General features: G+C 50.3%; 19 protein-coding genes and 1 pseudogene. All 20 read right to left on the bottom strand.

The annotated features are described in order from the left end of the window. Positions 1-96 precede the first annotated feature (96 nt). The 20 genes and pseudogenes from tldD to mshL all read right to left on the bottom strand — a co-directional run bounded on the left by tldD (position 97) and on the right by mshL (position 22,123). On the bottom strand, positions 97-1,539 hold the full coding sequence (tldD, locus tag ACXAFQ_RS07005) for a metalloprotease TldD (protein WP_474819011.1): 1,443 nt from the start codon (positions 1,537-1,539) through the stop codon (positions 97-99). Continuing rightward, a complete protein-coding gene (locus ACXAFQ_RS07000; protein WP_474819007.1) occupies positions 1,532-2,356 on the bottom strand; it encodes a carbon-nitrogen hydrolase family protein in 825 nt (274 codons plus the stop codon). The genes tldD and ACXAFQ_RS07000 overlap by 8 nt, the downstream gene beginning before the upstream one ends. Continuing rightward, on the bottom strand, positions 2,349-6,227 hold the full coding sequence (locus ACXAFQ_RS06995) for a YhdP family protein (RefSeq protein WP_474819002.1): 3,879 nt from the start codon (positions 6,225-6,227) through the stop codon (positions 2,349-2,351). Before ACXAFQ_RS06995 ends, ACXAFQ_RS07000 begins: the two co-directional genes overlap by 8 nt. A 15-nt stretch (positions 6,228-6,242) precedes the next feature. After that, positions 6,243-7,709, bottom strand: a complete 1,467-nt coding sequence (rng, locus tag ACXAFQ_RS06990) for a ribonuclease G (protein WP_474818997.1) — start codon at positions 7,707-7,709, stop codon at positions 6,243-6,245. Then, positions 7,706-8,290 carry a Maf family protein gene (locus ACXAFQ_RS06985; RefSeq protein ID WP_474818994.1) on the bottom strand — a complete coding sequence of 195 codons (585 nt, stop codon included), beginning with the start codon at positions 8,288-8,290 and terminating at the stop codon, positions 7,706-7,708. Before ACXAFQ_RS06985 ends, rng begins: the two co-directional genes overlap by 4 nt. Before the next feature lie 9 nt (positions 8,291-8,299). Beyond that, entirely contained in the window at positions 8,300-8,779 is a 480-nt protein-coding gene (gene mreD, locus ACXAFQ_RS06980) for a rod shape-determining protein MreD (RefSeq protein WP_474818992.1), read from the bottom strand. Then, positions 8,779-9,663 carry a rod shape-determining protein MreC gene (mreC, locus tag ACXAFQ_RS06975; protein ID WP_474818988.1) on the bottom strand — a complete coding sequence of 295 codons (885 nt, stop codon included), beginning with the start codon at positions 9,661-9,663 and terminating at the stop codon, positions 8,779-8,781. The genes mreD and mreC overlap by 1 nt, the downstream gene beginning before the upstream one ends. A 72-nt stretch (positions 9,664-9,735) precedes the next feature. Next, on the bottom strand, positions 9,736-10,779 hold the full coding sequence (locus tag ACXAFQ_RS06970; protein ID WP_070125118.1) for a rod shape-determining protein: 1,044 nt from the start codon (positions 10,777-10,779) through the stop codon (positions 9,736-9,738). 310 nt (positions 10,780-11,089) lie between these two features. Continuing rightward, entirely contained in the window at positions 11,090-11,512 is a 423-nt protein-coding gene (locus tag ACXAFQ_RS06965) for a pilus assembly PilX family protein (protein WP_474818984.1), read from the bottom strand. A gap of 7 nt (positions 11,513-11,519) precedes the next feature. After that, a complete protein-coding gene (locus tag ACXAFQ_RS06960) occupies positions 11,520-12,371 on the bottom strand; it encodes a prepilin-type N-terminal cleavage/methylation domain-containing protein (protein ID WP_474818980.1) in 852 nt (283 codons plus the stop codon). Continuing rightward, positions 12,368-12,955 carry a type IV pilus modification PilV family protein gene (locus ACXAFQ_RS06955; protein ID WP_474818975.1) on the bottom strand — a complete coding sequence of 196 codons (588 nt, stop codon included), beginning with the start codon at positions 12,953-12,955 and terminating at the stop codon, positions 12,368-12,370. The genes ACXAFQ_RS06960 and ACXAFQ_RS06955 overlap by 4 nt, the downstream gene beginning before the upstream one ends. Continuing rightward, positions 12,945-13,514 (bottom strand): prepilin-type N-terminal cleavage/methylation domain-containing protein, encoded by a 570-nt coding sequence (locus tag ACXAFQ_RS06950; protein ID WP_474818971.1) that lies wholly within the window; start codon positions 13,512-13,514, stop codon positions 12,945-12,947. Before ACXAFQ_RS06950 ends, ACXAFQ_RS06955 begins: the two co-directional genes overlap by 11 nt. A 416-nt stretch (positions 13,515-13,930) precedes the next feature. Next, positions 13,931-14,024 (bottom strand): annotated as a pseudogene (locus ACXAFQ_RS06945) (type IV pilin protein); the annotation flags it as partial. Between the two features lie 56 nt (positions 14,025-14,080). Then, positions 14,081-14,716, bottom strand: a complete 636-nt coding sequence (locus ACXAFQ_RS06940) for a pilus assembly FimT family protein (RefSeq protein WP_474818968.1) — start codon at positions 14,714-14,716, stop codon at positions 14,081-14,083. A gap of 43 nt (positions 14,717-14,759) precedes the next feature. Beyond that, complete coding sequence (locus ACXAFQ_RS06935) at positions 14,760-15,275, bottom strand: hypothetical protein (protein WP_474818966.1); 516 nt, start codon at positions 15,273-15,275, stop codon at positions 14,760-14,762. Next, a complete protein-coding gene (locus ACXAFQ_RS06930) occupies positions 15,272-16,507 on the bottom strand; it encodes a type II secretion system F family protein (RefSeq protein WP_474818964.1) in 1,236 nt (411 codons plus the stop codon). Before ACXAFQ_RS06930 ends, ACXAFQ_RS06935 begins: the two co-directional genes overlap by 4 nt. After that, a complete protein-coding gene (locus ACXAFQ_RS06925) occupies positions 16,494-18,239 on the bottom strand; it encodes a GspE/PulE family protein (protein WP_474818962.1) in 1,746 nt (581 codons plus the stop codon). Before ACXAFQ_RS06925 ends, ACXAFQ_RS06930 begins: the two co-directional genes overlap by 14 nt. Before the next feature lie 3 nt (positions 18,240-18,242). Continuing rightward, the gene (locus tag ACXAFQ_RS06920) at positions 18,243-19,535 is read right to left on the bottom strand and encodes a tetratricopeptide repeat protein (RefSeq protein WP_474818960.1); all 1,293 of its coding nucleotides are present in this window, start codon (positions 19,533-19,535) and stop codon (positions 18,243-18,245) included. After that, positions 19,532-20,446: an ExeA family protein gene (locus ACXAFQ_RS06915; protein WP_474818956.1), complete on the bottom strand. Its 915-nt coding sequence runs from the start codon at positions 20,444-20,446 to the stop codon at positions 19,532-19,534. The genes ACXAFQ_RS06920 and ACXAFQ_RS06915 overlap by 4 nt, the downstream gene beginning before the upstream one ends. 3 nt (positions 20,447-20,449) lie before the next feature. Beyond that, complete coding sequence (gene mshL / locus ACXAFQ_RS06910) at positions 20,450-22,123, bottom strand: pilus (MSHA type) biogenesis protein MshL (protein ID WP_474818952.1); 1,674 nt, start codon at positions 22,121-22,123, stop codon at positions 20,450-20,452. Positions 22,124-22,129 lie beyond the last annotated feature (6 nt).

Raw genomic sequence — 22,129 nt, 5'->3', positions numbered from 1 at the left:
TAAAGTCCTATTGTAACAAAGCGGTACTAGAAACCAGTACAAACAAAAACGGCGCGATAGCAATATCGCGCCGTTTGTTTATCTGTGAACAGGTACTTACGCCGTACCACCCACTGTGAGTTCATCTACCTTAAGTGTTGGCTGTCCAACCCCTACTGGTACCGACTGGCCGTCTTTACCGCATACGCCTACGCCGCGATCGAGTGCTACGTCGTTACCAATCATAGAAATCTTTTGCATAACTTCCGGGCCGTTGCCAATCAGCGTGGCGCCTTTTACCGGTGCGGTGATTTTTCCGTTCTCAATGAGATAGGCTTCCGCGCTGGAAAATACGAACTTACCGGAGGTGATATCCACCTGACCACCAGCAAAGTTAGGCGCATAAATGCCTTTGTCGATGGTCGCGATAATTTCCTGCGGATCGTACTGGCCACCTAACATGTAGGTGTTTGTCATGCGCGGCATGGGCAAATGTGCAAATGACTCACGACGGCCGTTACCGGTTGGCGCAACCCCCATCAGGCGGGCATTCATCTTGTCCTGCATGTAGCCTTTAAGGATACCGTCTTCAATCAGCACGTTGTGCTGGGTTGGTGTACCCTCATCGTCTACCGACAGAGAACCACGACGGTCAGCCATGGTGCCATCGTCCACCACTGTGACCCCTTTTGCTGCCACACGTTCACCGATGCGACCACTGAAGGTCGACGCACCTTTGCGGTTAAAATCACCTTCTAAACCGTGGCCTACTGCTTCATGCAGCAGTACGCCAGGCCAGCCGTTACCCAGCACCACCGGCATGGTGCCAGCAGGCGAAGCTACGGCTTCCATGTTGACTCGGGCCATGTGCAGGGCTTCGTCAGCTAGCATTTCAAAGTAGGGTCGGCCGTCTTTGTCGGATTTGAAAAAATCATAGGAATGACGGCCACCGGCACCGGCACTGCCGCGTTCTCGACGGTCGCCTTTTTCCATCAGGACGGAACAGTTCAGGCGCACCAGCGGGCGAATATCTGTCGCCAGCGTGCCGTCTGTGGCAGCGACCAGAATTTCTTCGTACACGCCGCTTAAGCTCACTACGACCTGATTGATGCCTGGCTCTTTCTCACGAATATAGGCATCTACGGCTTTCAGCAGAGAAATCTTATCGGCGTCTTGCATGGCCAATAGCGGGTTATCGTCTTTATAACGATTGCTGTACTTGGCGCTTTCCAACGACTTCACCTGATGCTTACCACCAGAGGGCGCAATGGTGCGCGCGGCCCGGCAGGCATCCAGCAAAGCGCTTTCGTTAATGTCGTCTGAGTAGGCAAAACCGGTTTTTTCACCGCTGATTGCCCGTACGCCAACACCACGTTCAATGTTATAACTGCCATCCTTGATAATACCGTCTTCCAGCACCCAGCTTTCATGCTGACTGGACTGGAAATACAAATCGGCGTAGTCGTTGTCGTAGTGATAAATTTCACCTAATGCTTTTTCCAGCGACGACAGGTCGAGGCCTGAATCAGTAAGCAAATGGTTTTTTACGTTATTAAACAAGTTGGCTCCTGAATCGGTTATGTTGGCTGACAGGCATGTTTGTCTTCAGCTTCTTCCGATCGTTAATATCTATTTCAGCGCAGACGATACCGGTATCAGTGGCGTTTTCTGCCATGATCTCACCCCATGGCGAGATAATCATACTGTGGCCGTAAGTTTCCCGGTTATTCGCGTGTATGCCAGTTTGTCCGGCTCCGACTACAAAACATTGCTTTTCAATGGCGCGACTGCGTAAAAGCACTTCCCAGTGGGCTTCACCCGTACGTTGAGTAAAGGCTGCGGGCAATACCAGAATATCGATGTCGCCCATAGCGGCAAACAAACCAGAGAAGCGCACATCATAACATACTGCCATACCGATACGCCCTATCGGCGTATCGGCCACCACCACCTTTCCACCGTGGCGGGTGTATTTTGATTCCAGATAACTGCCAGTGTTGTCGTTCACGGCCACATCGAAAAGATGTATCTTCTGATATTCCGCCATTAACTCACCTTCCGGTGAATACAACAAGCTAGACGCAGTGAATTTATTGTCGTCGTCAGTTTTAAGTGGAATGGTGCCTGCCACCAGATAGCATTGATACTGCTTTGCCATGCGACTCAGTTCGTCTTGCATGTATCCAGCGCCTTTCGATTCAGCGATAGCAAGCTGCTCACCATCGCGAGAGCCAAAGCGGGCAAAACATTCAGGCAGCACCACAAGGCTGGTTACCTTGGCCGGATCAGGCAACGATTTTAGTTGTGACTCAACAAACCGTAGGTTCTCGTCTACATGGGGCGTAGACGTCATTTGAATTGCCACTACGTTAACCATCGTCTACCTCCAGTTTAATGCGTTGCATGTCCTGCTCTGTGAGCGGGTCGTCGGGAGAAGTTGCCGGTGTGGTTTTAGCCGGTAACGAGACTTCTTTGCTATCTCGACCGACTTCTTCAAACACCGGTTCGCTCAAACTCCCGGTAACGCGATAATTCACGTTTGAAATCACCTTAGCAGACGTGAGCACCTGATCAAGGGCCAGTGCCGCCAATGCCGTTTGCGGCGTTGCAAGGAAATACACCAGCACAGGCAGGTTTCCCGTCACATTGGGCGTGAACTCCACGTTGTAATTCAGTTGGTTATCAACCAAATCGGTGTAGCCATTAATATTAATCTCACCGGCACCGCCATCAATTCGGGTATCGTCGGTATAGGCTTTACCATCAGCGATAGAAAGCGTGCCACTCATATCATCGTAGAAAAACCCTTTGGCAAATACATCCCGGAAATCCAGGCTGAGTTTGCGCACCAGTGAGTTCAGGCTAAACAGCGTGAAAATCCGTGAGCCTTTGTCGCTCACGTCGCTGAGATAGCCGTCAGACAACGACCAATCCATGTTTCCGGTAAGGCTTTGAGCCGAGAAATCCATAGGCGACTTCGCCCAGCCTAAATCAAATTTCAGATCGGCACCCGAATCTTTAATGCCGCTGTCTACACCCCAGCTTTTCAACATCATGCCCACATCGTCGCTGGTAAACGTACCGTTCAGGGCTGAGCGATTGGAGGCTTCGGTGAAAATCCATTTGCCCTTGGCGTTAAATTTACCGTGCTTGCTGATTGCGCTGAACTGGCGAATATCCAAACCGTCATCAGCCCGGGCCACATCCAGCGTTACCTCACCCAGATCTTTTTCCAGCAGGGAGCACTGATTACAGTGAAAATAAATAGGTGGCAGAGTGGACGCATCCCAGTCTTTAGCGACACTCTCGTCGTCTTCACTGGCTGCTTCCCAGTTATCGAGCTGAAGATAGTCGGCCTCAATCACGATACCTCGTGCCAGCCAGTCATCAAACAGGTTCACCGTACCCCGCGCTTCCGTGGTGTTGATGTCTACCACCCAGTTGTTATTTTGCTGCTTGGTTGTGATTTGTGCCTGATGCAAGCACTGCCCTGCCAGCTTCACCGTGTTGGCATTCAGGAAAATGCGCTCTGGTACGGAAAATAACGGCTTCGCGGTAGTTTCAGTGCGGCTACTGTCGCCGAAACCACTGATCAACATATCCACCGTATTGTGCCATTCATTGATATCGACTTCGTCCATATTGGCCGAAATACTAAAGCCGATGCCCATACCGACAAAATCGCTTTTACCCAGCGCCAGGTGCGCTCGTGAGAACTGCATTTGCTCGTACGGCAATACGCCTTCAAAGCGCACATCGTCACCTAAACTCGCCTGCACCGTGGATGCCTGCTCGTTGCCTTCGCTTACCACATTAAACAGCAGCTCATCGGTATAGGCTTTAGCGAACGGCGCAGGTAGTGAAGAGTGCAGTCCTACCAAGGGCGTGGTGATATTCGCTTTATAATTAAAGCCTTCTGGTAACAGGCGCAAATTCAGCACCGCTTGCCAATGGGCATTGCCAGAAAGGGATTGATTAAATTTGGGGTTAAATTCTGCCAGTAACGAGGCAACTTCCCAGTCGCCGTTCATTGACAGGTCGACAACGTAATCTTGTTCGGCTTTATCGCCGGTAAAAGTTAGCTTTACCGGCTGTCCCAGAAGCTGGGCATTTAGGTTATCGAAGTTCACCCTTTCATTTACAAACGACACCTGGCCTTTTGCGTCACCAAAATCCATCTTGGTACTGGCAATGTGAACGTCGTTTCCTGGCAACGTCACCGTACCGGATGCCACCACATCAGGACTGCTGAATGGAATATCGAGATGCAGACTGGCCGACAGTGCACCATCAATCAGTACGTCTTTGTCTAGCAGTCTGCCGAGTGATTCAGACAAGCTACTGTCTAGCATGAGTGCCGTAACAGCTTTTGAATCCGCCTCGCCTAAGGCATCTATAATGACTTTTGAATTGCTTTTTAGCGCCGGGATTTCTGCGCGTAATTGGCTCACTTTCACGTCGCCCAGCAGGGCATCCGGGCCAGACATCAACAGTTTTTCATTTTCGAAGAGTAAGGTGAGATCGAGATGCTCAAGGGGCTGCCATTTGTCAGAAAACCGGAAGGTGCTGTCGGTGATACGCACATTGGCCTGAAACACGCCCTCGTTATTTTCAAACGGAAAGTCGGCAAGCTTGCCTTGCCACACGATGCTCGCGGCCTCAATGGTGCCAGGCCCTTCAAATGCACGATTAAGAAATGCGGTGGTATTTTTGCCCATGATTGGGCCGGGCAATAACAATTGAATGTCTTGTAGCGGACGTTTCTGCACATCTAAACGCGCTGCCAACTCGCCATTTTTCGTATCGAAGCGGAATGAAGGGATTGCGGTGAGCTTAGCGGACTCAAGCATCATGCGGTCACTCTGCACAACCCAGTGCTTTTCTTCGTTAACGTCTTGCTGATAAATATACACGCGTCCACGCAGCGCATCGATATCGACGGACTCGGGCAACAAGTTGTCGATATCCAGTTTGGCCTCGTTCGCAGACAGCATGACGACGCCTTGCTTCTTATGCCAATAGATATCGAGATCCAGGCTCGACATGCCCGGTGTTTTATTGTCTTGCTGCCAGCTCACACCCAGTAGTTTAGCGGCAACGTCTACTCCCTTCGGCCTGATATTCAGTTGCAACGTGGCCAGCTGACCTTCCGGTTTCAAATCACGAATGTTGTCATCGGCGGTGTCATCGGTGAACAAGGGTAGCAGCACCAAGAAGGGATTCACCGGCGCAGGTTTCACCGTATTCACCAGTACCTCGCCCTGAGGCGATACCGTACCCACCAAATCGGTAACCAAACTTTGGTCGTTCGAATCGAAAATCAGTTGGTCTACGCGGAAATGCCAGCGATTGTTGTACGGTTGCGCTTGAATACTGCCACCGCGAATACCAGTGTTAAATACCACATCGTCATCGCCGCCCCAGGCCAGCTTACTTTCATGAAATTCGGTATAAAAAGCACTGAACTGACTTTCTTTTACCTCGGCCCACACTTCAAAGTTTGCACGACTTTCTTTAAGTGGGCGGCGGGTTGCCAACAACCCTTTTACCCAAGGCGAAATATCCAGCTCTTCCGCTTTGGCGTACATCACACCGTCAAGCGAATCTGCCGAACCATTTAAGTCGATGATAAACGAGGCTGAATTGGCGGTAAGTTCCTGCACCCGCACTTCGCCAGTGCCCTGGTGATGCTGCTCTTCGTTTATCCAGCTTAAAGATTCCAGTTGCAGTACTTCTCGCTCACCATTTCTAACAATGGCTACCTCACCATCGGTGAGTGAGAAGCGTTGGAGTTGCTCCAGAAACAAACGCTTTAATGCATCAACAACGGGAAAGTCGCTTTCACCTGCACCATCCATCCTGTCTGCATCGATTTCCAGGCTTAAATCATCAAGGGTGAAAACATTGGAAGACAGCATGCGTAGCCGCAGGCTTTCCCAGAAATCAATTTCCATGTGCACATGCTTGATTTCCAGTTCAACAGGAGAGGATTCGTTATTGGCCAGCACCACGTCGTTAAGCACAATACTGGGGCCGCGCTTTTCCCAGTCGGCTTTTACACTGCCGATTTTAAGCTCGACACCGTACTTTTCGTTAACGAAGTCTTCGAGGATATATTTTTTATGGTCGATGTGAGGCAATGCGTAGCGCATCACGCTAAGCACTACGGCAAAGAGAACAAGTAACACTGCCAGTAACAGCCAAAGCTTCTTAATTGCCCAGGCTGCTACAGTTCTTGCTTTTGACACCGGTTTCGGTCCGCCTTACATCATCACAACATCGTATTTGTCCTGATTATACAGCGGTTCTGTCTGCACTTTAATCTGCTTAGACACGAACACTTCCAGCTCAGCCAGAACATGGGATTCCTCACCCAGCAGCGCATCGGCTACATTTGGCGAGGCATAAATAACAAATTTGTCGGCGTCGTAGGCGCGGTTAACCCTCACCACCTCACGCATAATTTCAAAACAGATGGTTTCGATGGTTTTCACCGACCCCCGCCCTTTACACACCGGACACGCACCACATAACGTATGTTCAAGGCTTTCCCTTGTACGCTTACGGGTCATTTCAATTAAACCCAGTGCGGTAAAGCCGTGAATATTGATTTTCGCCCGGTCTTTTACGGTGGCCGTTTCCAGACTATTTAAGACCCGTCTTTTGTGATCTGGTTCCGACATATCGATAAAGTCGATCAGGATCATGCCGCCCAAATTCCGCAGTCGGAGCTGGCGAGCAATAGCCAGGGTCGCTTCGATATTGGTATTGAAGATGGTTTCTTCCAGGTTACGGTGACCAACAAACGCGCCGGTATTAATATCGATAGTGGTCATGGCTTCGGTTTGATCGATAATCAAATAGCCACCCGATTTAAGATCGACCCGACGTTCCAGCGCTCTTTGCACTTCGTTTTCTACATCGTACAAATCGAAAATGGGGCGCTCGCCACGGTAGTATTCCAGCTTGCTCTGTAGTTCAGGCACATATTCGCTGGTGAAGTCTTTCAGTTCCTGAAACGACAAATTAGAGTCGATGCGAATGCGGTCAAGCTCGGTGCCAACAAAATCACGAAGTACGCGGCGGGCCAGAGGCAAATCTTCATACATGATATGCTGTTTCTTTCGCCCCATGCGCTGCTTTATCTTGTTCCACAACCGGCGTAAAAATGCCGCATCAGAAGATAACTCAGCCTGAGAAACGCCTTCTGCAGCGGTGCGAAGAATGAAGCCGCCTTCGTCGTCACAGTACTCCTGCACCAGGTTTTTCAATCGCTCGCGCTCAGATTCGTCTTCAATTCGCTGACTCACGCCCACGTGGGTAACACTGGGCATGAAAACCAAATAGCGAGATGGAATGGTGATGTCGGTGGTTAATCTGGCACCTTTTGTACCAATAGGATCTTTCACCACCTGAACGATGATATCCTGACCATCACGCACCAGCTCGCGAATATCTTTTTTCTGAACCTGACTGCTGGCCACTTCATCGGCCACCTCGTTATGAGCAACAATGTCAGATGCATGAAGAAATGCAGCTTTATCCAGGCCAATATCCACAAACGCTGCTTGCATGCCCGGTAACACCCGACTTACCTTTCCGCGATAAATATTGCCCACGATGCCTTTCTTCGTGTGACGCTCTACGTGGATCTCCTGAAGGATCCCGTTCTCAATCAGTGCCACCCTGGACTCAGAGGGTGTCACGTTAATCAGCAGTTCTGCACTCACTTTGAAATTCCAAATTCTTTAAGCAAACAACGGGTTTCATACAACGGCAGACCAATTACCGAACTCACACTTCCACTCACAGATTTTACAAACTGGCCGCCAATGCCCTGAATGGCATAACTGCCTGCTTTATCAGCAGGTTCACCGGTATCCCAGTATGCGGCAATATCGTCGTCGGATACAGGGGCGAATTGCACCTTGGTGCAAATGCATTGGGTTTTACTTCCCTGCTCACCTTTTACACTAATGGCAGTAAGCACTTCGTGTTCGTTATCGGAAAGAGAGCGAAGCATAGAGAAGCAATCTTCACGGTCGACAGGTTTTCCAAGCGGCTTGCCGTTAAAAGCGATAAGCGTATCTGAGGCAAGCACAACCATGCCCGTATCACCCGCTACCAAAAGACGCTGCCAGGCGGTGGCCGCTTTTTGCTCAGCAAGGCGCATTACCATGGCCTCGGGAGATTCATCGGCAAGTGGCGATTCGTCGATATCTACGGGAAACTGGCGATGACTAAGCCCCATTTGGTCTAGAAGGGCCGTACGACGGGGCGATGCTGATGCCAGAATGAGTGAAATCGACATAAGCGCCCCTTAATTGATGCTAAATTGTCTGCGTGCTTTACGAAGGAGCCAGAAAATCCACGGCCACAGCAGCATAGAGCTGACAACTGGCCATAAATAACTAAGCTGGAATGGAATACCGGTGAGAAGATGCTGTACCCAGAACAACACAACATGGTAGAGCGCACTGATTACACCGATAATGATAGCCTGTTGCCAGACCGAATAATTACGCAAACGCTGGTAGTTTGCGGTTAATGTATATACCGACAAACTGAGTGCGATGGAATGAATGCCCAGTGCGGTGCCCAGCAGAATATCCATGGCGATGCCGGTCATAAATGCCACACCCACATTCACCCTGTGTGGCAATGCCATCGTCCAGTAAGACAGCACGATGAGCACCCAGTCAGGGCGATAGATATCGACCTGAATTGGTAGTGGAATAATTTGTAATACCAGGGCAATCAGAATACTGATGATAATAGAGTAATGACGAACTTTGAGCATCAGTTGGCATCCTCTACTGATGCTTCGTCTTCAGTTACTGCATCGATTTCCTGCGGACCATCTGCCCCTTCCGGCCATAGCAACAACAAATATCTCAGCCTGTCGAGACGCGCCACTGGCTTCGCCACAACAATAGCAAACGGTCGGCTTTCGTCTCTGGTGACTTTTGAAACCTGTGCGACCGGATATCCCTCCGGGAACACGTGGCCCAGGCCAGATGTTACCAGCATGTCGCCCACTTCCACATCGACGCTGTGTGGCACGTGCTCAAGCAACAACTCATCCAGCGAGCCCGTTCCACTGGCAATAAAACGAATATTATTACGCACAGAACGTACCGGAACCGCGTGCGTTACGTCGGTGATCAGAATGACACGACTGTTCGTGGTACCCACTTCCGATACCTGCCCAACAATCCCGCGGTCGTCCAACACCGATTGCGACAGATACACATCGTCCAGCGCGCCTTTATTCAGCACAATTTGCTGGCTGAACGGGCTGGTTTCCACTGCCATCAGCTCTGACACCTTTTTTCGCATGCCGGGTTTAGAAGGGGTATCGAGTAATGCGCGAAGCTGGTCATTTTCGGCTTGCAGTACATCGAATCGCTGCATGCGCTCACTCATCAGCAATACCTGATTGGTCAGGCGCTGATTTTCGTCAACCAGATCTTCATGGGAGGTAAGGCGCTGAGCACTCACATTCAGCAACACGGAAGGCAGGTTAGCCAAATACTGAAGCGGACTCATGAGAGAATTCATGTACACGCGCGAAGATTGGAACATATCGAAACGGGTGTCAGCGATAATCAGCGCCACAGACATCACCAGAGCCAGTATCAGCCTGATATTGAGTGACGGACCGCGTGTAAAAATAGTATCCATAAATAGGGTACGTACAACGAGATAAAGGCTATAAAAACACAGGCTACCTTTCGGTAGCCTGATTATTTGATGTTATTCGTAGCTGAACAGGTCGCCGCCGTGAATATCAATCATGTCGAAGGCTTTACCACCACCGCGGGCCACACAGGTTAGCGGGTCTTCGGCTACAACTACCGGAATACCAGTTTCTTCCATGAGCAGTCGGTCGAGATCTTTCAATAACGCACCACCACCGGTAAGCACCATACCACGCTCAGAAATGTCTGATGCAAGCTCTGGCGGAGACTGCTCTAGGGCAACCATTACCGCAGACACGATTCCGGTTAGCGGCTCCTGCAATGCTTCAAGAATTTCATTAGAGTTTAGTACAAAACCACGCGGTACGCCTTCAGCCAAGTTACGGCCACGTACTTCAATCTCGCGGACTTCATCGCCAGGGTAAGCCGCACCGATTTCGTGCTTGATACGCTCTGCGGTTGCTTCACCAATCAGAGAACCAAAGTTACGGCGAACATAGTTAATGATCGCTTCATCAAACTTATCACCACCAATGCGAACTGAAGAGGAATACACCACGCCGTTCAAAGAGATAATCGCAACTTCAGTGGTACCACCACCGATATCGACCACCATTGAACCGGTCGCTTCAGATACCGGTAAGCCGGCACCGATGGCCGCTGCCATTGGCTCGTCAATCAAATACACCTCACGGGCACCTGCACCCAGGGCAGATTCTTTGATCGCACGGCGTTCAACCTGAGTCGAACCACAAGGCACACAAACCAGCACACGCGGGCTTGGGCGTAAGAAATTGTTGTCATGCACTTGCTTAATGAAGTGCTGAAGCATCTTTTCTGTTACGTAGAAGTCGGCAATTACACCGTCTTTCATTGGGCGAATTGCACGGATATTGCCAGGTGTACGACCCAACATGCGCTTGGCCTCAGAGCCAACTGCGGCAACACTTTTTGGTCCTGATGCGCGCTCTTGACGGATTGCCACAACAGACGGTTCGTTAAGTACAATGCCCTGATCTTTTACGTAAATGAGCGTGTTAGCCGTTCCGAGGTCGATGGACAAATCGTTGGAAAACATGCCTCGAAGCTTTTTAAACATGAAATGCCAGTTCCTGTTATTGCGCCTGCATACCTCTTGTTCGGGCATGTCTTTCGGCGTGACTGCAAAATGAAGATTATACTCAAAATACCTCGTGAAAGATGGTTCAGAAGTAGTTTGAGTATATATCCGCACACTTTAACAACGGGTCAGAGTTTGGGCAAGCAAATCACTGTTCATGCCGCAAAAATCCCGCTTATATGTCGACTTAAATTTAGCCTCAGACATTTTAGTGCAAAAAAACGGCTGAACCCGATGTTTGACCAGCGCGATCTCATTCTGTTCAAGCTAATTTACGTTTTATTTCGAATTAGTAGTTAAAGCGGCGGGTCATACTGCGGGTGTTGGTTTTTACCGCGGTAAAATCACCCGCGGAGCAGGTTGCTGTTGATTTTGCCTCGTAGTGCCAATCACGGCCGCCACTGAAGCTCACATCTCTGGTATCACAACGCACAACAACGGAACAGCCTTCCATGCCCTCCAAGGTGGAGAACCTTGTCAGATTGAAGCTGGCGTTACAAATATAAATGGTAGAATCGTTGGCAGGTTGAATTGCGTAAATCAGAATTTCCAACCCCGCCCGTGACGCTTGCTCTGCCCGCTCACCGATCACTTCATTCACGATAGTACGCTCTGATGATGTCAGTAGCGTGGCCATGCTAATGCCCAGTAAAGACAAAATAACCATGGCGAACATGGCCATAACCAGCATGTTGCCTTGCTGTTTTTTCATGGAAGATTTAAAGCGTGAATACACTGCCAACCTCTTCATGATGATTAACCACTTCGTCGTAACTGTTAAAATACAGATTGATTTTCACGAAATTGCCAGACGGATACACGCCAGAAAATACCGCAAACGGGTTGGTCGATTGATAATCGGTAACAGGGTTAGACGACAACGGATTAGTTACATGCTCTGCAACCACCGTGGCCCCAGATAAAGAAAAGTTCTGGTTCACTTCCAGCGCTCCTTCTTTACGCCACAGGCTGCCGTTAGAAACACAATAGCTTACCGTACGGTTAAGCAAATACCCTCGTCTTGCACCAGAGCTACTGGCAAATGCGCGATTTACATTCACCTGAATGACATCGTCGGGATCATCCCGGGTGGCACAGTTGCCATCTCCACCGTCGGAACACGACTCTACCCGTGCCCGGCGATTGCGCCCTTCATCATAAACGTCAGCGGCCTGTTGTGGGTTTACCGTGAGGTATTGGCCGGCAGCAATCACCCAGATGTTACCGTCGGGGTCGTGAGGGAAAAACATCTCAACGCGCCGACTGGATGTTGAGCCTTGAGGAATAGAAAAATAGTTTATTTGCCAGAGTGTAGGCGCAAATTCCACACAATGCGTACTGCTATTACCTGCGACCCGGAAGCTATTGGGCACGGCCTTACGCATTTCCTCTTGCATTCTTGTCATGGCGAAACGGGATTCACTGAGCAATTGGTCCCGTTCAACGTTGCCGCTAAACAGCAGCATTGCATTACCAAGAAAGCTGCTAAGCCCTATTCCCACGATACCGAGGATCACAATAACGGTGACCATTTCGATAAGGGTAAAGCCGGCGTGTCTACGGGCATTCATCGAATATTCCACCTTATCGCAGAAAACCGCACCCAATCACCACCGGGGGTATTCACATACACCACCATGCGCTTTACGTTGCCAACATAGGTGCCGGTATCGTACACCCCATCCTGATTTAAATCGTCATCGTCAATGCCGTCGGTATTGTCATCGTAGTGAACGCGCACATATAGGGCGAAGCCTTCGTACATAGCCGAGCCATCAGGGTTTACCAAGCGAACGCCTCGGCTATCAGTAATATCCGCACCTACCTGATACAGTCGATGAAAATCATCAAAATCGTCCCAGTTCTGACGTTGCTCTCCGCCGCCGGGGCCTAACTCATTGGTTTGAGAGCAGCGACTGCCATTTTCATTGCAGCGGGGATCGGCAGGGTTAGAACTGGAGCGGGTGTCGAATTTTTTGTTTTGCGCTTCAGACAGAATGGAACGCGCCAGTTCGGCAGCACGACTTTGCCAGATAGGCTCCATGCTGCGTCTGGATTGCTCGGCAATCATTTGCACAGTGGTAGCCATAACGATGGCAAATATAGCCAGCCCAATGACGGTTTCAAGCAATGTGAATCCGCGGCTAGCATTCATAAATTAGCCCTTCGCCATTAACACATACACCCACCGTGGACTTGCCAGTGAATGAAAACCGGCAACCATTGCCTGAAGCACAAGATGCCCCCGCAGTTAGCGGACGACCCGCATTATTAAAACCGATGTACATGGGTCTTGAAGCGCCTTCATCTACACCGTTCATTGTAATATCAAGGCCCTGCATTTCACCGGCACTGGTACGCAAATAATCAGGCGCATTAAATGCTATAGAGGATGAACATGAATCAGAAGCCGAGGCTGCACTCATATTACTCACGGGAGGACCGAAATTTTGAGTGCCGGGGGAATAGTTAAAGTTCAGCCGGTAGCAATAGCCGTCACGGGTATCATGCATCGCCTGCATCTGAACATGCCTCAACGCGCTATGCAGGCGTTTCTGCAACAGATACTCGTCATACCCTGCGCCCTCATCCATACGCGTAATGGCCATTGCGGAAATAATGCCAAGAATCGCGATGATTATGATGAGCTCGACCAAGGTAAACCCCGACTGAACTTTACCAGTAGGGCTAGCGCGCCCTACATTTTCTTTCATTTAATTGTCCGGTTAGCAGCCGCCAGTTTCCAATGTGATGACTGGTGCAACATTAGCGCCGGTAGATTCGGTGAAAATCAGTTGGCAAGCACTGGCTGCTGTTGCGTTATAGGTCACACCCTGAGGTGTCACTACAAACTGACCAGCGGCAGGCTGATCAGCAGTCAGATCCCAGTCTGCATCTTCCAGCTCAATCCATTGATTCAGAATACCAATGGTCGTGGTTGTCTCAGCATCTGGATAACCAAAGTCAGTCTCTACTGCGTTACCGTTAATGGTAACCCGAGATGTATCGTCGCCAGCGTTTGCGTTATTTTGCTCACCTGCAATTGCAGATTTCGCATAAACCAATTGCATACCGCTGGTCATTGCTGCTTTTGCGCCTTGCAGGGTAGATGCGCGGGCATCTCCTTGTAAATCAATGAAACGCGGTGCTGCAGTAACCGCTAAAATACCTAAAATGACGATCACAATGACCAGTTCTATTAATGTGAAACCACGTTGTTGCATGCTCAGTACCTCTGACTTGGAAATTAAACTAAATGTATTATCGGCTATTTCAACGGCTAGTTGGTTATGAGTTGATCGTTGTTGTTAGTAAAAACAATAACCTGACCTATCCGTGAGTCGTATATAAATCCATTTCCCTGAGTGTTATCCACTGGCGCACTGTTAAGATTCTTAATGGTTTGACTTAAGTAATAATAGCACAAGTCATTACCACCAGAGCCTTGCCCCGTGCGGACTGCGGTGTAGTAACGGTATCGCTCCGTTGGCACGTTACTCCATATCGATGTGATGCTAGGTGCGCTCTGCATAATCAAGCTGAACACACTCTGGCAATCTGCATCGGTCATATTGGTATCTTCCGAACTTCCATCATTAAGAAGCTGTCCGGTTGGATAACCAGTATCTCTATCAACGCCCACCTCGACACCGTCGAGGGTGACAAACGTTAGATTTGAGCCACCGTTTTCTTCCGGTCTGGCATCGAGCTCCCATTGCGCACGCACCAATCCCGCGCCAGTGGCAAAGCCACCAGCAACACCCTCAACGGTGGCGTTTTCGGCATCTTCGGTGACATCCAGAAAACGCGGAATCGCTACAGCAGCAAGTAGCCCCAGCAAAACAACTACGATTGTCAGCTCAATGAGCGTGAAGCCCGCCTGCTTATTGACGCGTTGGATAGGCTGCGTTTCCATGGTTTGATTCTCCAAATGATAAAATTTTTTGCGTACGGACAAATTATTCATCGTCATAAATCACGTCGCCGCGAAAAATAGCGTAATCAAAGTAATCACCGCTACTCAGACTAAATCGACAGTAAGAATTGTCGGCTCGCCCTTCGCCTTGTGATTCATCATAAAATTCACCGCGCACCCTGAAGCCATCGACTTCCATAGGTTGGTGCAACAGCATCTGCCAAACCCGCTGACATCCTTCCGATGAGGCGTTCACTTCAGGCCACCCCGCCAGATTCATCGCAACTGGGCTGCGATCGGTTTCTTTTCCATCACTATTGTAGTGCACCAGAATAATCCGCTGCGGACGCCCCTCAGCTTGCCACTGCCAGTGAGACGTAATGGCCGCATCTTCAAGCGCTTCACCCCGCTGATACAGAATTTGCCCTTTCAGGTTTGGCTCGCTCTCATAAAAATAGATGATAAAAGTGGCCATCAATATGGCGAACACCAGGGTCGACACAATGCCGATGTACATTTTCCGCTGTTCGCCTTCGGCGGTGTCGATACTTTTTCTCATCGGCCCCCCTTTATGGCACTCATCATGTCCCACATTGGCGAGAAGATACCCAGTGCCAACACCAGAACCATTCCGGCCACAAAAACAATAAGTATAGGCTCTATGCGAGCAGTGAGACTTTTCAAATCGTAGTCCACTTCCCGTTCATAAAAGCCGGCCACCTCTGCCAGTAGTTCATCTACCCGACCGGTTTCTTCGCCCACGTTTATCATCTGCATGATCATGGGTGTAAACAGCCCGCTTGCCCGGCTCACCCGTGTGAGGTTTTCCCCTTTTTCAATGCGCTGGCGCATTTCAATAATTGCAGCACCCACATAAGCGTTATCGACCGCATCGGCCACAAGGTTTAGCGCATTGGTTAACGGCACCCCGGAATGCAGCATCATGGAAAAGCTGCGACTGAATCTGGCAAGCAGGGAGCGACGAATAATCTCACCCACTATGGGTAATCGAAGCTTCATGCGATCCCACTTGTAACGACCGGTTTGGGTGTTGATATAGCGGTAAATCGCAAACCCGATAAGCGCAACGATAGCCACCAGAATGTAGCTGCGATGAATCATAAAATCCGAGATCGACAACAACACACGGGTCATGGTTGGCAGTTCTGCACCAAATTTAGCGAACATGGTGGCGAACTTAGGAATAACGAAAACGTTTAGAACGATAAAAGCCGCAACAATAGCGACAATAACGAAGATGGGATAACGGGTTGCAGCCTTAATTTGTTTGCGTGTTTCCTGCTCACGCTCCAGGTACTCGGCGAGCTGCAAGAAGGCGGCATCGAGCTGACCGGTGTTTTCACCCACATGGATAATACTGACAAACAGTTGGTTAAAGATATCGCTGTGAAGGTGGAGTGCCGATGATAAAGTACGACCCCGTTCAAGCTGTGCAATCACATCCAGCAATGCTACGCGCATACGCACGCTGCTACTGGATTCGGCTAAGCCACTCACGGCACGTAATATTGGAATACCGGCCCGGGTTAGCGAGTACATTTGCCGACAGAAAATCACCAATTCCTCAAGGGCGACATTTGGCGTATACCAGTGCACTTCAGATGATTTCGCTGCCCCAGGGCTCGCCTCTTCCTTTGCCGACTCAATACGAATAGGCACCACGTTACGGGCAAGCAACAGTTTTGCTACCGCGCTTTCGTCGGTAGCTTCAATAACGCCTTCGGTTAATTCCCCGGTGCGCTCGCGAGCGGTATAACTATATTTGGCCATACTCGCCTGTATCCTCAGCCTGCTCGGTATCGGTTCCCGCTTCAGCCACCATTTCTGATAGTTTGAGTACTTCGTCTACCGAGGTCATACCCATTTTCGCGTAGGTTAGTGCGGCATAGGCCAGCGGCCGGTAGCCTTTGCTATCCCGGGCATGGCGGGCAAACCCCACGGTGTCCCCCATTTTTAGCGCGTCCATCATTGCATCGTTCATTTCCAGCAACTCGAACACACCGATTCGGCCTTTATAGCCGGTTTGACTGCATTTCTGACAGCCACGGCCACGCTTGAACACCACTTCACCGATGTTTTCATCGACGTGTTTTAACCAGAACAACTCCTGAGAAGTGGGCGTGTAAGTTTCTTCGCAACTGTCGCAAATTCGCCGAACTAGACGCTGAGCAATTACGCCTCGTAGGGCACTCGCTGCCAAGTATCCCGGCGCGCCCATATCTAGCAGACGAATTGCGCTGGATACGGCATCGTTTGTGTGCAAGGTAGACAACACCAAGTGCCCCGTTAGAGCGCCGCGCAGACCAATTTCAACGGTCTCCTGATCCCGCATTTCCCCCACCATGATGATGTCGGGGTCTTGACGTAAGGTTGTGCGCAGCACACTGGAAAAAGTCAGGTCGATTTTTGCGTTTACCTGCACCTGATTAATACGCGGCAGACGATATTCCACCGGATCTTCAACAGTAATAATTTTGCGCTGCGGTTGGTTCAGTTCACTCAATGCACCATAGAGCGTGGTGGTTTTACCTGACCCCGTGGGGCCAGTAACCAAAATCATGCCATGAGGACGCTGCAACAAGGCCCGAAATCGATTGAGGATAGCCGTTGGCATGCCGGTTTGGTCGAGGGTGAGCACTCCTGCCGACTGGTCCAACAAACGCATAACCACAGATTCCCCAGCCTGAACCGGCATGGTAGATAAACGCACGTCTATACGATGGCCTTTCACTTTTACCTGAGTGCGCCCATCCTGAGGCAAACGCTTTTCCGAAATATCCAGCCCGGCCATGAGTTTGAGGCGAAGCACCAGAGCCGCTGCAATGTTGCCCTGAGGAATTACCGTTTCCTGCAACATGCCATCAACACGCTGACGAATACGCAGTTTATTTTCATCAGGCTCGATATGAATATCTGATGCTTTTGCAATCACCGCATCGTCAAAAATAGACTGCAGGAGCCGTGAGACCGCGGTGTCCTGCTCTTCTTCGACCCCGGCACTTAACGTGAAATCATCGGTTTGCTGATATTCTTCAGCCAGTTCGGTGGCGAATGAAGCAATTTCATCGGTTTTACGATAATGCGTGTCGTAGGCATCATAAAGCTGCGCTTCGCTAACAACGGCAGTATCGAATGGCTTAGTTAATAATTCAGAGAGATTATCCTGAGCGTTAAGGTCTGCAGGATCGCTCATGGCCACCAGCAGGCGGTCACCTTTGTCCTCAATCACTAAGGCGCGATATCGGCGGGCCTGTATTTCAGGTAAAAGTTTTACCGCATTGGGGTTTACCTGATACTGCTCCAAATTAATCAGCGGCACATTTAAGTGGCGCGATAACAACTCCAGTAAAGCTTGCTCTGACACCAACCCCATGGATATCAAAGTAGCCCCCAGCTTACGGCCGGTTTTACGCTGTTCTCCCAGCGCCGAAACCAGCTGTTCGTCTGAGATCAAGCCATTTTGTACTAACAGATCGCCTAAGCGTATTTTCGGCTGATTCATAGGTTACTCCGAGAGTTCGCTTATTCGCTGGCGAATAAAGGTTTCAACATCATCATCCAGTTCCTGTAACCGGAGCGCCTTTTGATAAGCCTGCACAGCCATGTGGCTTCGATTCGTTTTATCTGACGCTACGCCAAGTCCCAGCCACCAGCGGGCATCCCCTGGCTGCAAGGCCACCAGGGTATTGTAGTCTGCCAGGGCGGTTTCAAAGCGTTGCTGTTGCTGGGCAAACCCGGCACGAAAGCCTAAAAAGTCGGTATCGTTGGTCAGTGCAGGCTCACGTATCGCTTCCCAGGCCAGAGAATGCATGTTTTGCTGCACGTACAAACGCCCCAGCATCAGCCTGACGCTGGTGTTCGCCGGCACCTTGACTAAGGTTTGTTCCAGCAGCTGTTGTGCCTGCTCTATCTGACCTTCGGCGAAATACACAGAGGCGAGTTTTTTGCGTACGCTAATGTTATCGGGCTCTCGCTGCGTGAGCTTATTAAGTAAACGAATCGCTTCCCGGGTGTCGCCGCTTTTCATCGACCGGTCAATTTCGTCGCGTAGCGTGGCTTCCACCTCTCTGGGCGTCGCTCTGGCCACTTTCATGGTAGCTGGCTTTTCTGCAATCGCATCCGGTTGAGGGGTAGGATTTGCCGGCGGGCGCTGTTGATTCTCATCTTTGCTGGCAAACACGATAAGCGGCGCATCCTGAGCATCATTAAACTGGCTGGTCTGTGAGGCGCTCGCGCTACTGGCAGGCACATCGGGGGTTGCTGCTACACCTGTCTGTTCTGTTTGTTCTGTTTGTTCTGTTTGTTCTGTTTGAATTAGTGGCTGCGATTGCGATGTATTTTCCACTGCCACCAAACCTTCGCTTCCCGCTTGTGGGATCAGCACCGGCTCGTTATTTTCGCTTGTAGGCGTCAGCTTTCGTACCGGCGACTCACTGTCACCATTAAAAGCAATACCACTATTCATATTCAAGGCGGGTTGAGTCGCAGCTTGTGCGGTGCTTTCGACACTTGCAGCACTTGTATTGTTACTCATAGCTTGCTGTGGCGCTGCAGCCGCATTGGCCACTGACGCCGGCACCGGGTTTGATACAAACTTGCCTGCGCTCACCGGTGCTGGATTGTCAGTAAATGTCATCCAGCTCCACACTAAAGCCGCAATGAGCAAAATGCTCAACACAACAATGCGCCAAACCGGTAACGACGACCCCGTTGACGATGAAGGCTGGTAATTTTTGCCGTTGGGATTCTGGCCATTTTGCCCTTCTAGATCCCGCAGCATTTTGTTGATTACACTCACCAACCGCCTCCTGTCTGCCACATCACAAACATTGAGACCGTAAGGAAAACAACGGTGGAAGCAGCAACCGCCCATCCCATGAATCGATTCATCACGGCACCACGGGTGGCTTCCGTGTCGTTAACGGCGTACTTTACGTGCTCCAATGACACTTCATGCTTACCTTCTCCGTAAGCCAGCATCAGCGCTTTATGTGACACCACATTAATAAGTCGCGCGGTGCCGTGGCACGCTGCAACCATTGCTTTGCATTGTTTGTGTCCGAATACGGGCGCGCCTTTATAGCCAGCAATTTGCAGCCGGTGATGTACGTATTGTTCTACCTGATCGGCGTCCATCTTTCTTAGCTTATAGCTGAACGTAATACGTTGTCGAAGCTGGCGAAGGCGGGGCGAAGCCAGTTTCTGATCGAGCTCAGGCTGCCCGAACAGCACCACTTGAAGGAGTTTCTTTGATTCGGTTTCTAAATTGGTCATCAGGCGCAATGCTTCAATGGTTTCATCTGGCATTGCCTGGGCTTCATCAACAATGAGTACCACCGACAGACCTTCCGACGCTTTCTCAATTAACTTGTCTTCGATTTGCCGGGTAAACTGCTGCTGATCACCACCTTCTTGCAAAACCACGCCAATCTCGGCCGCCACAGCGCGACGGAATTCCTGTGGCGCCAACATAGGGTTGGGAATGTAAGCCGTTGGGAAATTTTCAGGTAATTCGTTTAGAAGTTTGCGGCACAGGAGCGTTTTGCCCGAGCCCACTTCGCCAGTCACCTTGATAAAGCCTTCCCCCGCATCAAGTGCGGTTCGCAACACCTCCATCGCCTCGTTGTGGCTAGGCAACCCAAAGTAAAACTGGGTATTGGGAGTCAGGGTGAAAGGCTGCTCTTGCAGGCCAAAGTGGCTCAGATACATGTTCTATTCCACGTATAACCAGTCTGCCATTTGCGAGCGGCTCATTTCGATTTGCTTGCTCCAGGTGCCCGGTTCAACCACCGTAGGCTTCAGCAGAATAATCAATTCTTTCTTGGTTTCCTGCTCACGTCTGTTTTTAAACAGGTTACCCAGTACCGGAATATCACCTAGCAGCGGCGTTCTGCTTTCGTTGTCAGAACGTGTTGTTTGCATCAGACCGCCAATGACCACGATTTCACCGGATGACGCACGGATCACGGTATCCGATTCTCTGATGGTGCTTTGCGCCAGTGGCAACACGATTTCTTCCTCATTAAGCGTGACCACTTTGGTCTGCTCTTCGGTTTCAATCACTGACGGATGCACATGCAGCAGCACGCTTCCTTTGTCGTCGATCTGCGGGGTAACATCCAGCGCAATACCAGAGAAAAATGGGGTTAGCTCGATATTCGGTACCACGGAAGTAGATGCTGCGGTGATGGTATTCTGACTGGAAACATCGGTAACGAAATATTCATCATCACCCACCTTTATCACCGCTTTCTGGTTATTGGTGGCAGTGACACGAGGGCTTGAGAGCACCTGCACATTACCTTGGGTAGAAAGCAGGTTCAGCACACCGGAAAAGTCCTGATTCAGGAACGATAAACTCGTTACCCCACCCAAGCTGGCAGAAATGCTGTTACCCAATGCGGCGGCGCTTGAAGAGAAGGTTAAATCGGTACTGCCCACGTTAGCGACAATCTCGTTCCAGTTTATTCCCTGCTGATAACCATCGCTCAATACCACTTCCAGAATGCGTGCTTCCAGTACCACCTGACGTTGTAAGTGGGTTTCGGACACTTGCAGGAAGCGCTTAATTGCACGGATCTCAGACGGTAATGCCCGTACTGTTACCAAGCCAGCCTGAGGCGTCACAAATACCGCGCGTCCGTTATCCTGGCCCAGCATGGATTCAAGACTGGTTTGCAGATCATCCCAGAAATTGGTTTCTGTGCGGGTACTGATCATGGTGCCATTGTTATTGGCATTCATGTTGTTGTACTGACTGCCGCCACCATTAGCATTACTGCCAGCAAAGTTACTGAAATTGCCGTTGTTGTTACTCTGGCTATTTCCGCCATTTGCGCTTTGCGACACGCCACCCGAGATAATGCTGGTTTGCGTGGCACCATCGCGCTTCATCAGTAAGTAATTCACCGCAAACGTTTCTGTTCGCATACCAGCGGGCAAAATTCTGAACACATTGCCGGAGCGCTGAATGTCAAAGCCATAGAGATCAGAAAGCAGCGCCATTGTCTCATCCAGAGAGACTTGTTTTAGGTCGAGGCTCACTGAACCCGTAACGTCAGGATGCACAGCAACGCTGTAAGGGGTTTCTGACACCAGGCCAGAAAGGAACTGACGCACATCGACACCTTGCGCATTGATATCGTACTTCTCAGGGCCTTGCAGTGCCGTGGGCATCGACGTACCTACCGGTTTGTCCAGCAGTGCCGAATTAACGGCATCTGGTAGCTTGTCTAACTTACTGGCTTTTTCCTCACGGGCTTTCTCAGCATCCAGTTGAGCTTGCAGTTCCTGCTTCAATGAGCGTTCGACCGCCGACTCTTTAGGTGCCGACTGACAAGCACTGAGTACCATGGTGGCTAATAAGGTGATTGTGGCTTTACGCATTGCCTG

Source organism: Alteromonas sp. ABH2_165, assembly GCF_056159945.1.
Note: the sequence above shows the minus strand (reverse complement) of the source record. Positions and strands in the feature narration are given on the sequence as shown.

Coding starts and splice junctions, on each gene's coding strand:
- ACXAFQ_RS06965 (WP_474818984.1), bottom strand. CDS start 11,512: ATGAAAAAACAGCAAGGCAACATGCTGGTTATGGCCATGTTCGCCATG.
- ACXAFQ_RS06930 (WP_474818964.1), bottom strand. CDS start 16,507: ATGGCCAAATATAGTTATACCGCTCGCGAGCGCACCGGGGAATTAACC.
- ACXAFQ_RS06950 (WP_474818971.1), bottom strand. CDS start 13,514: ATGAAAGAAAATGTAGGGCGCGCTAGCCCTACTGGTAAAGTTCAGTCG.
- mshL (WP_474818952.1), bottom strand. CDS start 22,123: ATGCGTAAAGCCACAATCACCTTATTAGCCACCATGGTACTCAGTGCT.
- ACXAFQ_RS06925 (WP_474818962.1), bottom strand. CDS start 18,239: ATGAATCAGCCGAAAATACGCTTAGGCGATCTGTTAGTACAAAATGGC.
- ACXAFQ_RS06935 (WP_474818966.1), bottom strand. CDS start 15,275: ATGAGAAAAAGTATCGACACCGCCGAAGGCGAACAGCGGAAAATGTAC.
- ACXAFQ_RS07000 (WP_474819007.1), bottom strand. CDS start 2,356: ATGGTTAACGTAGTGGCAATTCAAATGACGTCTACGCCCCATGTAGAC.
- ACXAFQ_RS06960 (WP_474818980.1), bottom strand. CDS start 12,371: ATGAATGCCCGTAGACACGCCGGCTTTACCCTTATCGAAATGGTCACC.
- ACXAFQ_RS06915 (WP_474818956.1), bottom strand. CDS start 20,446: ATGTATCTGAGCCACTTTGGCCTGCAAGAGCAGCCTTTCACCCTGACT.
- ACXAFQ_RS06940 (WP_474818968.1), bottom strand. CDS start 14,716: ATGGAAACGCAGCCTATCCAACGCGTCAATAAGCAGGCGGGCTTCACG.
- ACXAFQ_RS06970 (WP_070125118.1), bottom strand. CDS start 10,779: ATGTTTAAAAAGCTTCGAGGCATGTTTTCCAACGATTTGTCCATCGAC.
- ACXAFQ_RS06955 (WP_474818975.1), bottom strand. CDS start 12,955: ATGAATGCTAGCCGCGGATTCACATTGCTTGAAACCGTCATTGGGCTG.
- mreC (WP_474818988.1), bottom strand. CDS start 9,663: ATGGATACTATTTTTACACGCGGTCCGTCACTCAATATCAGGCTGATA.
- ACXAFQ_RS06985 (WP_474818994.1), bottom strand. CDS start 8,290: ATGTCGATTTCACTCATTCTGGCATCAGCATCGCCCCGTCGTACGGCC.
- mreD (WP_474818992.1), bottom strand. CDS start 8,779: ATGCTCAAAGTTCGTCATTACTCTATTATCATCAGTATTCTGATTGCC.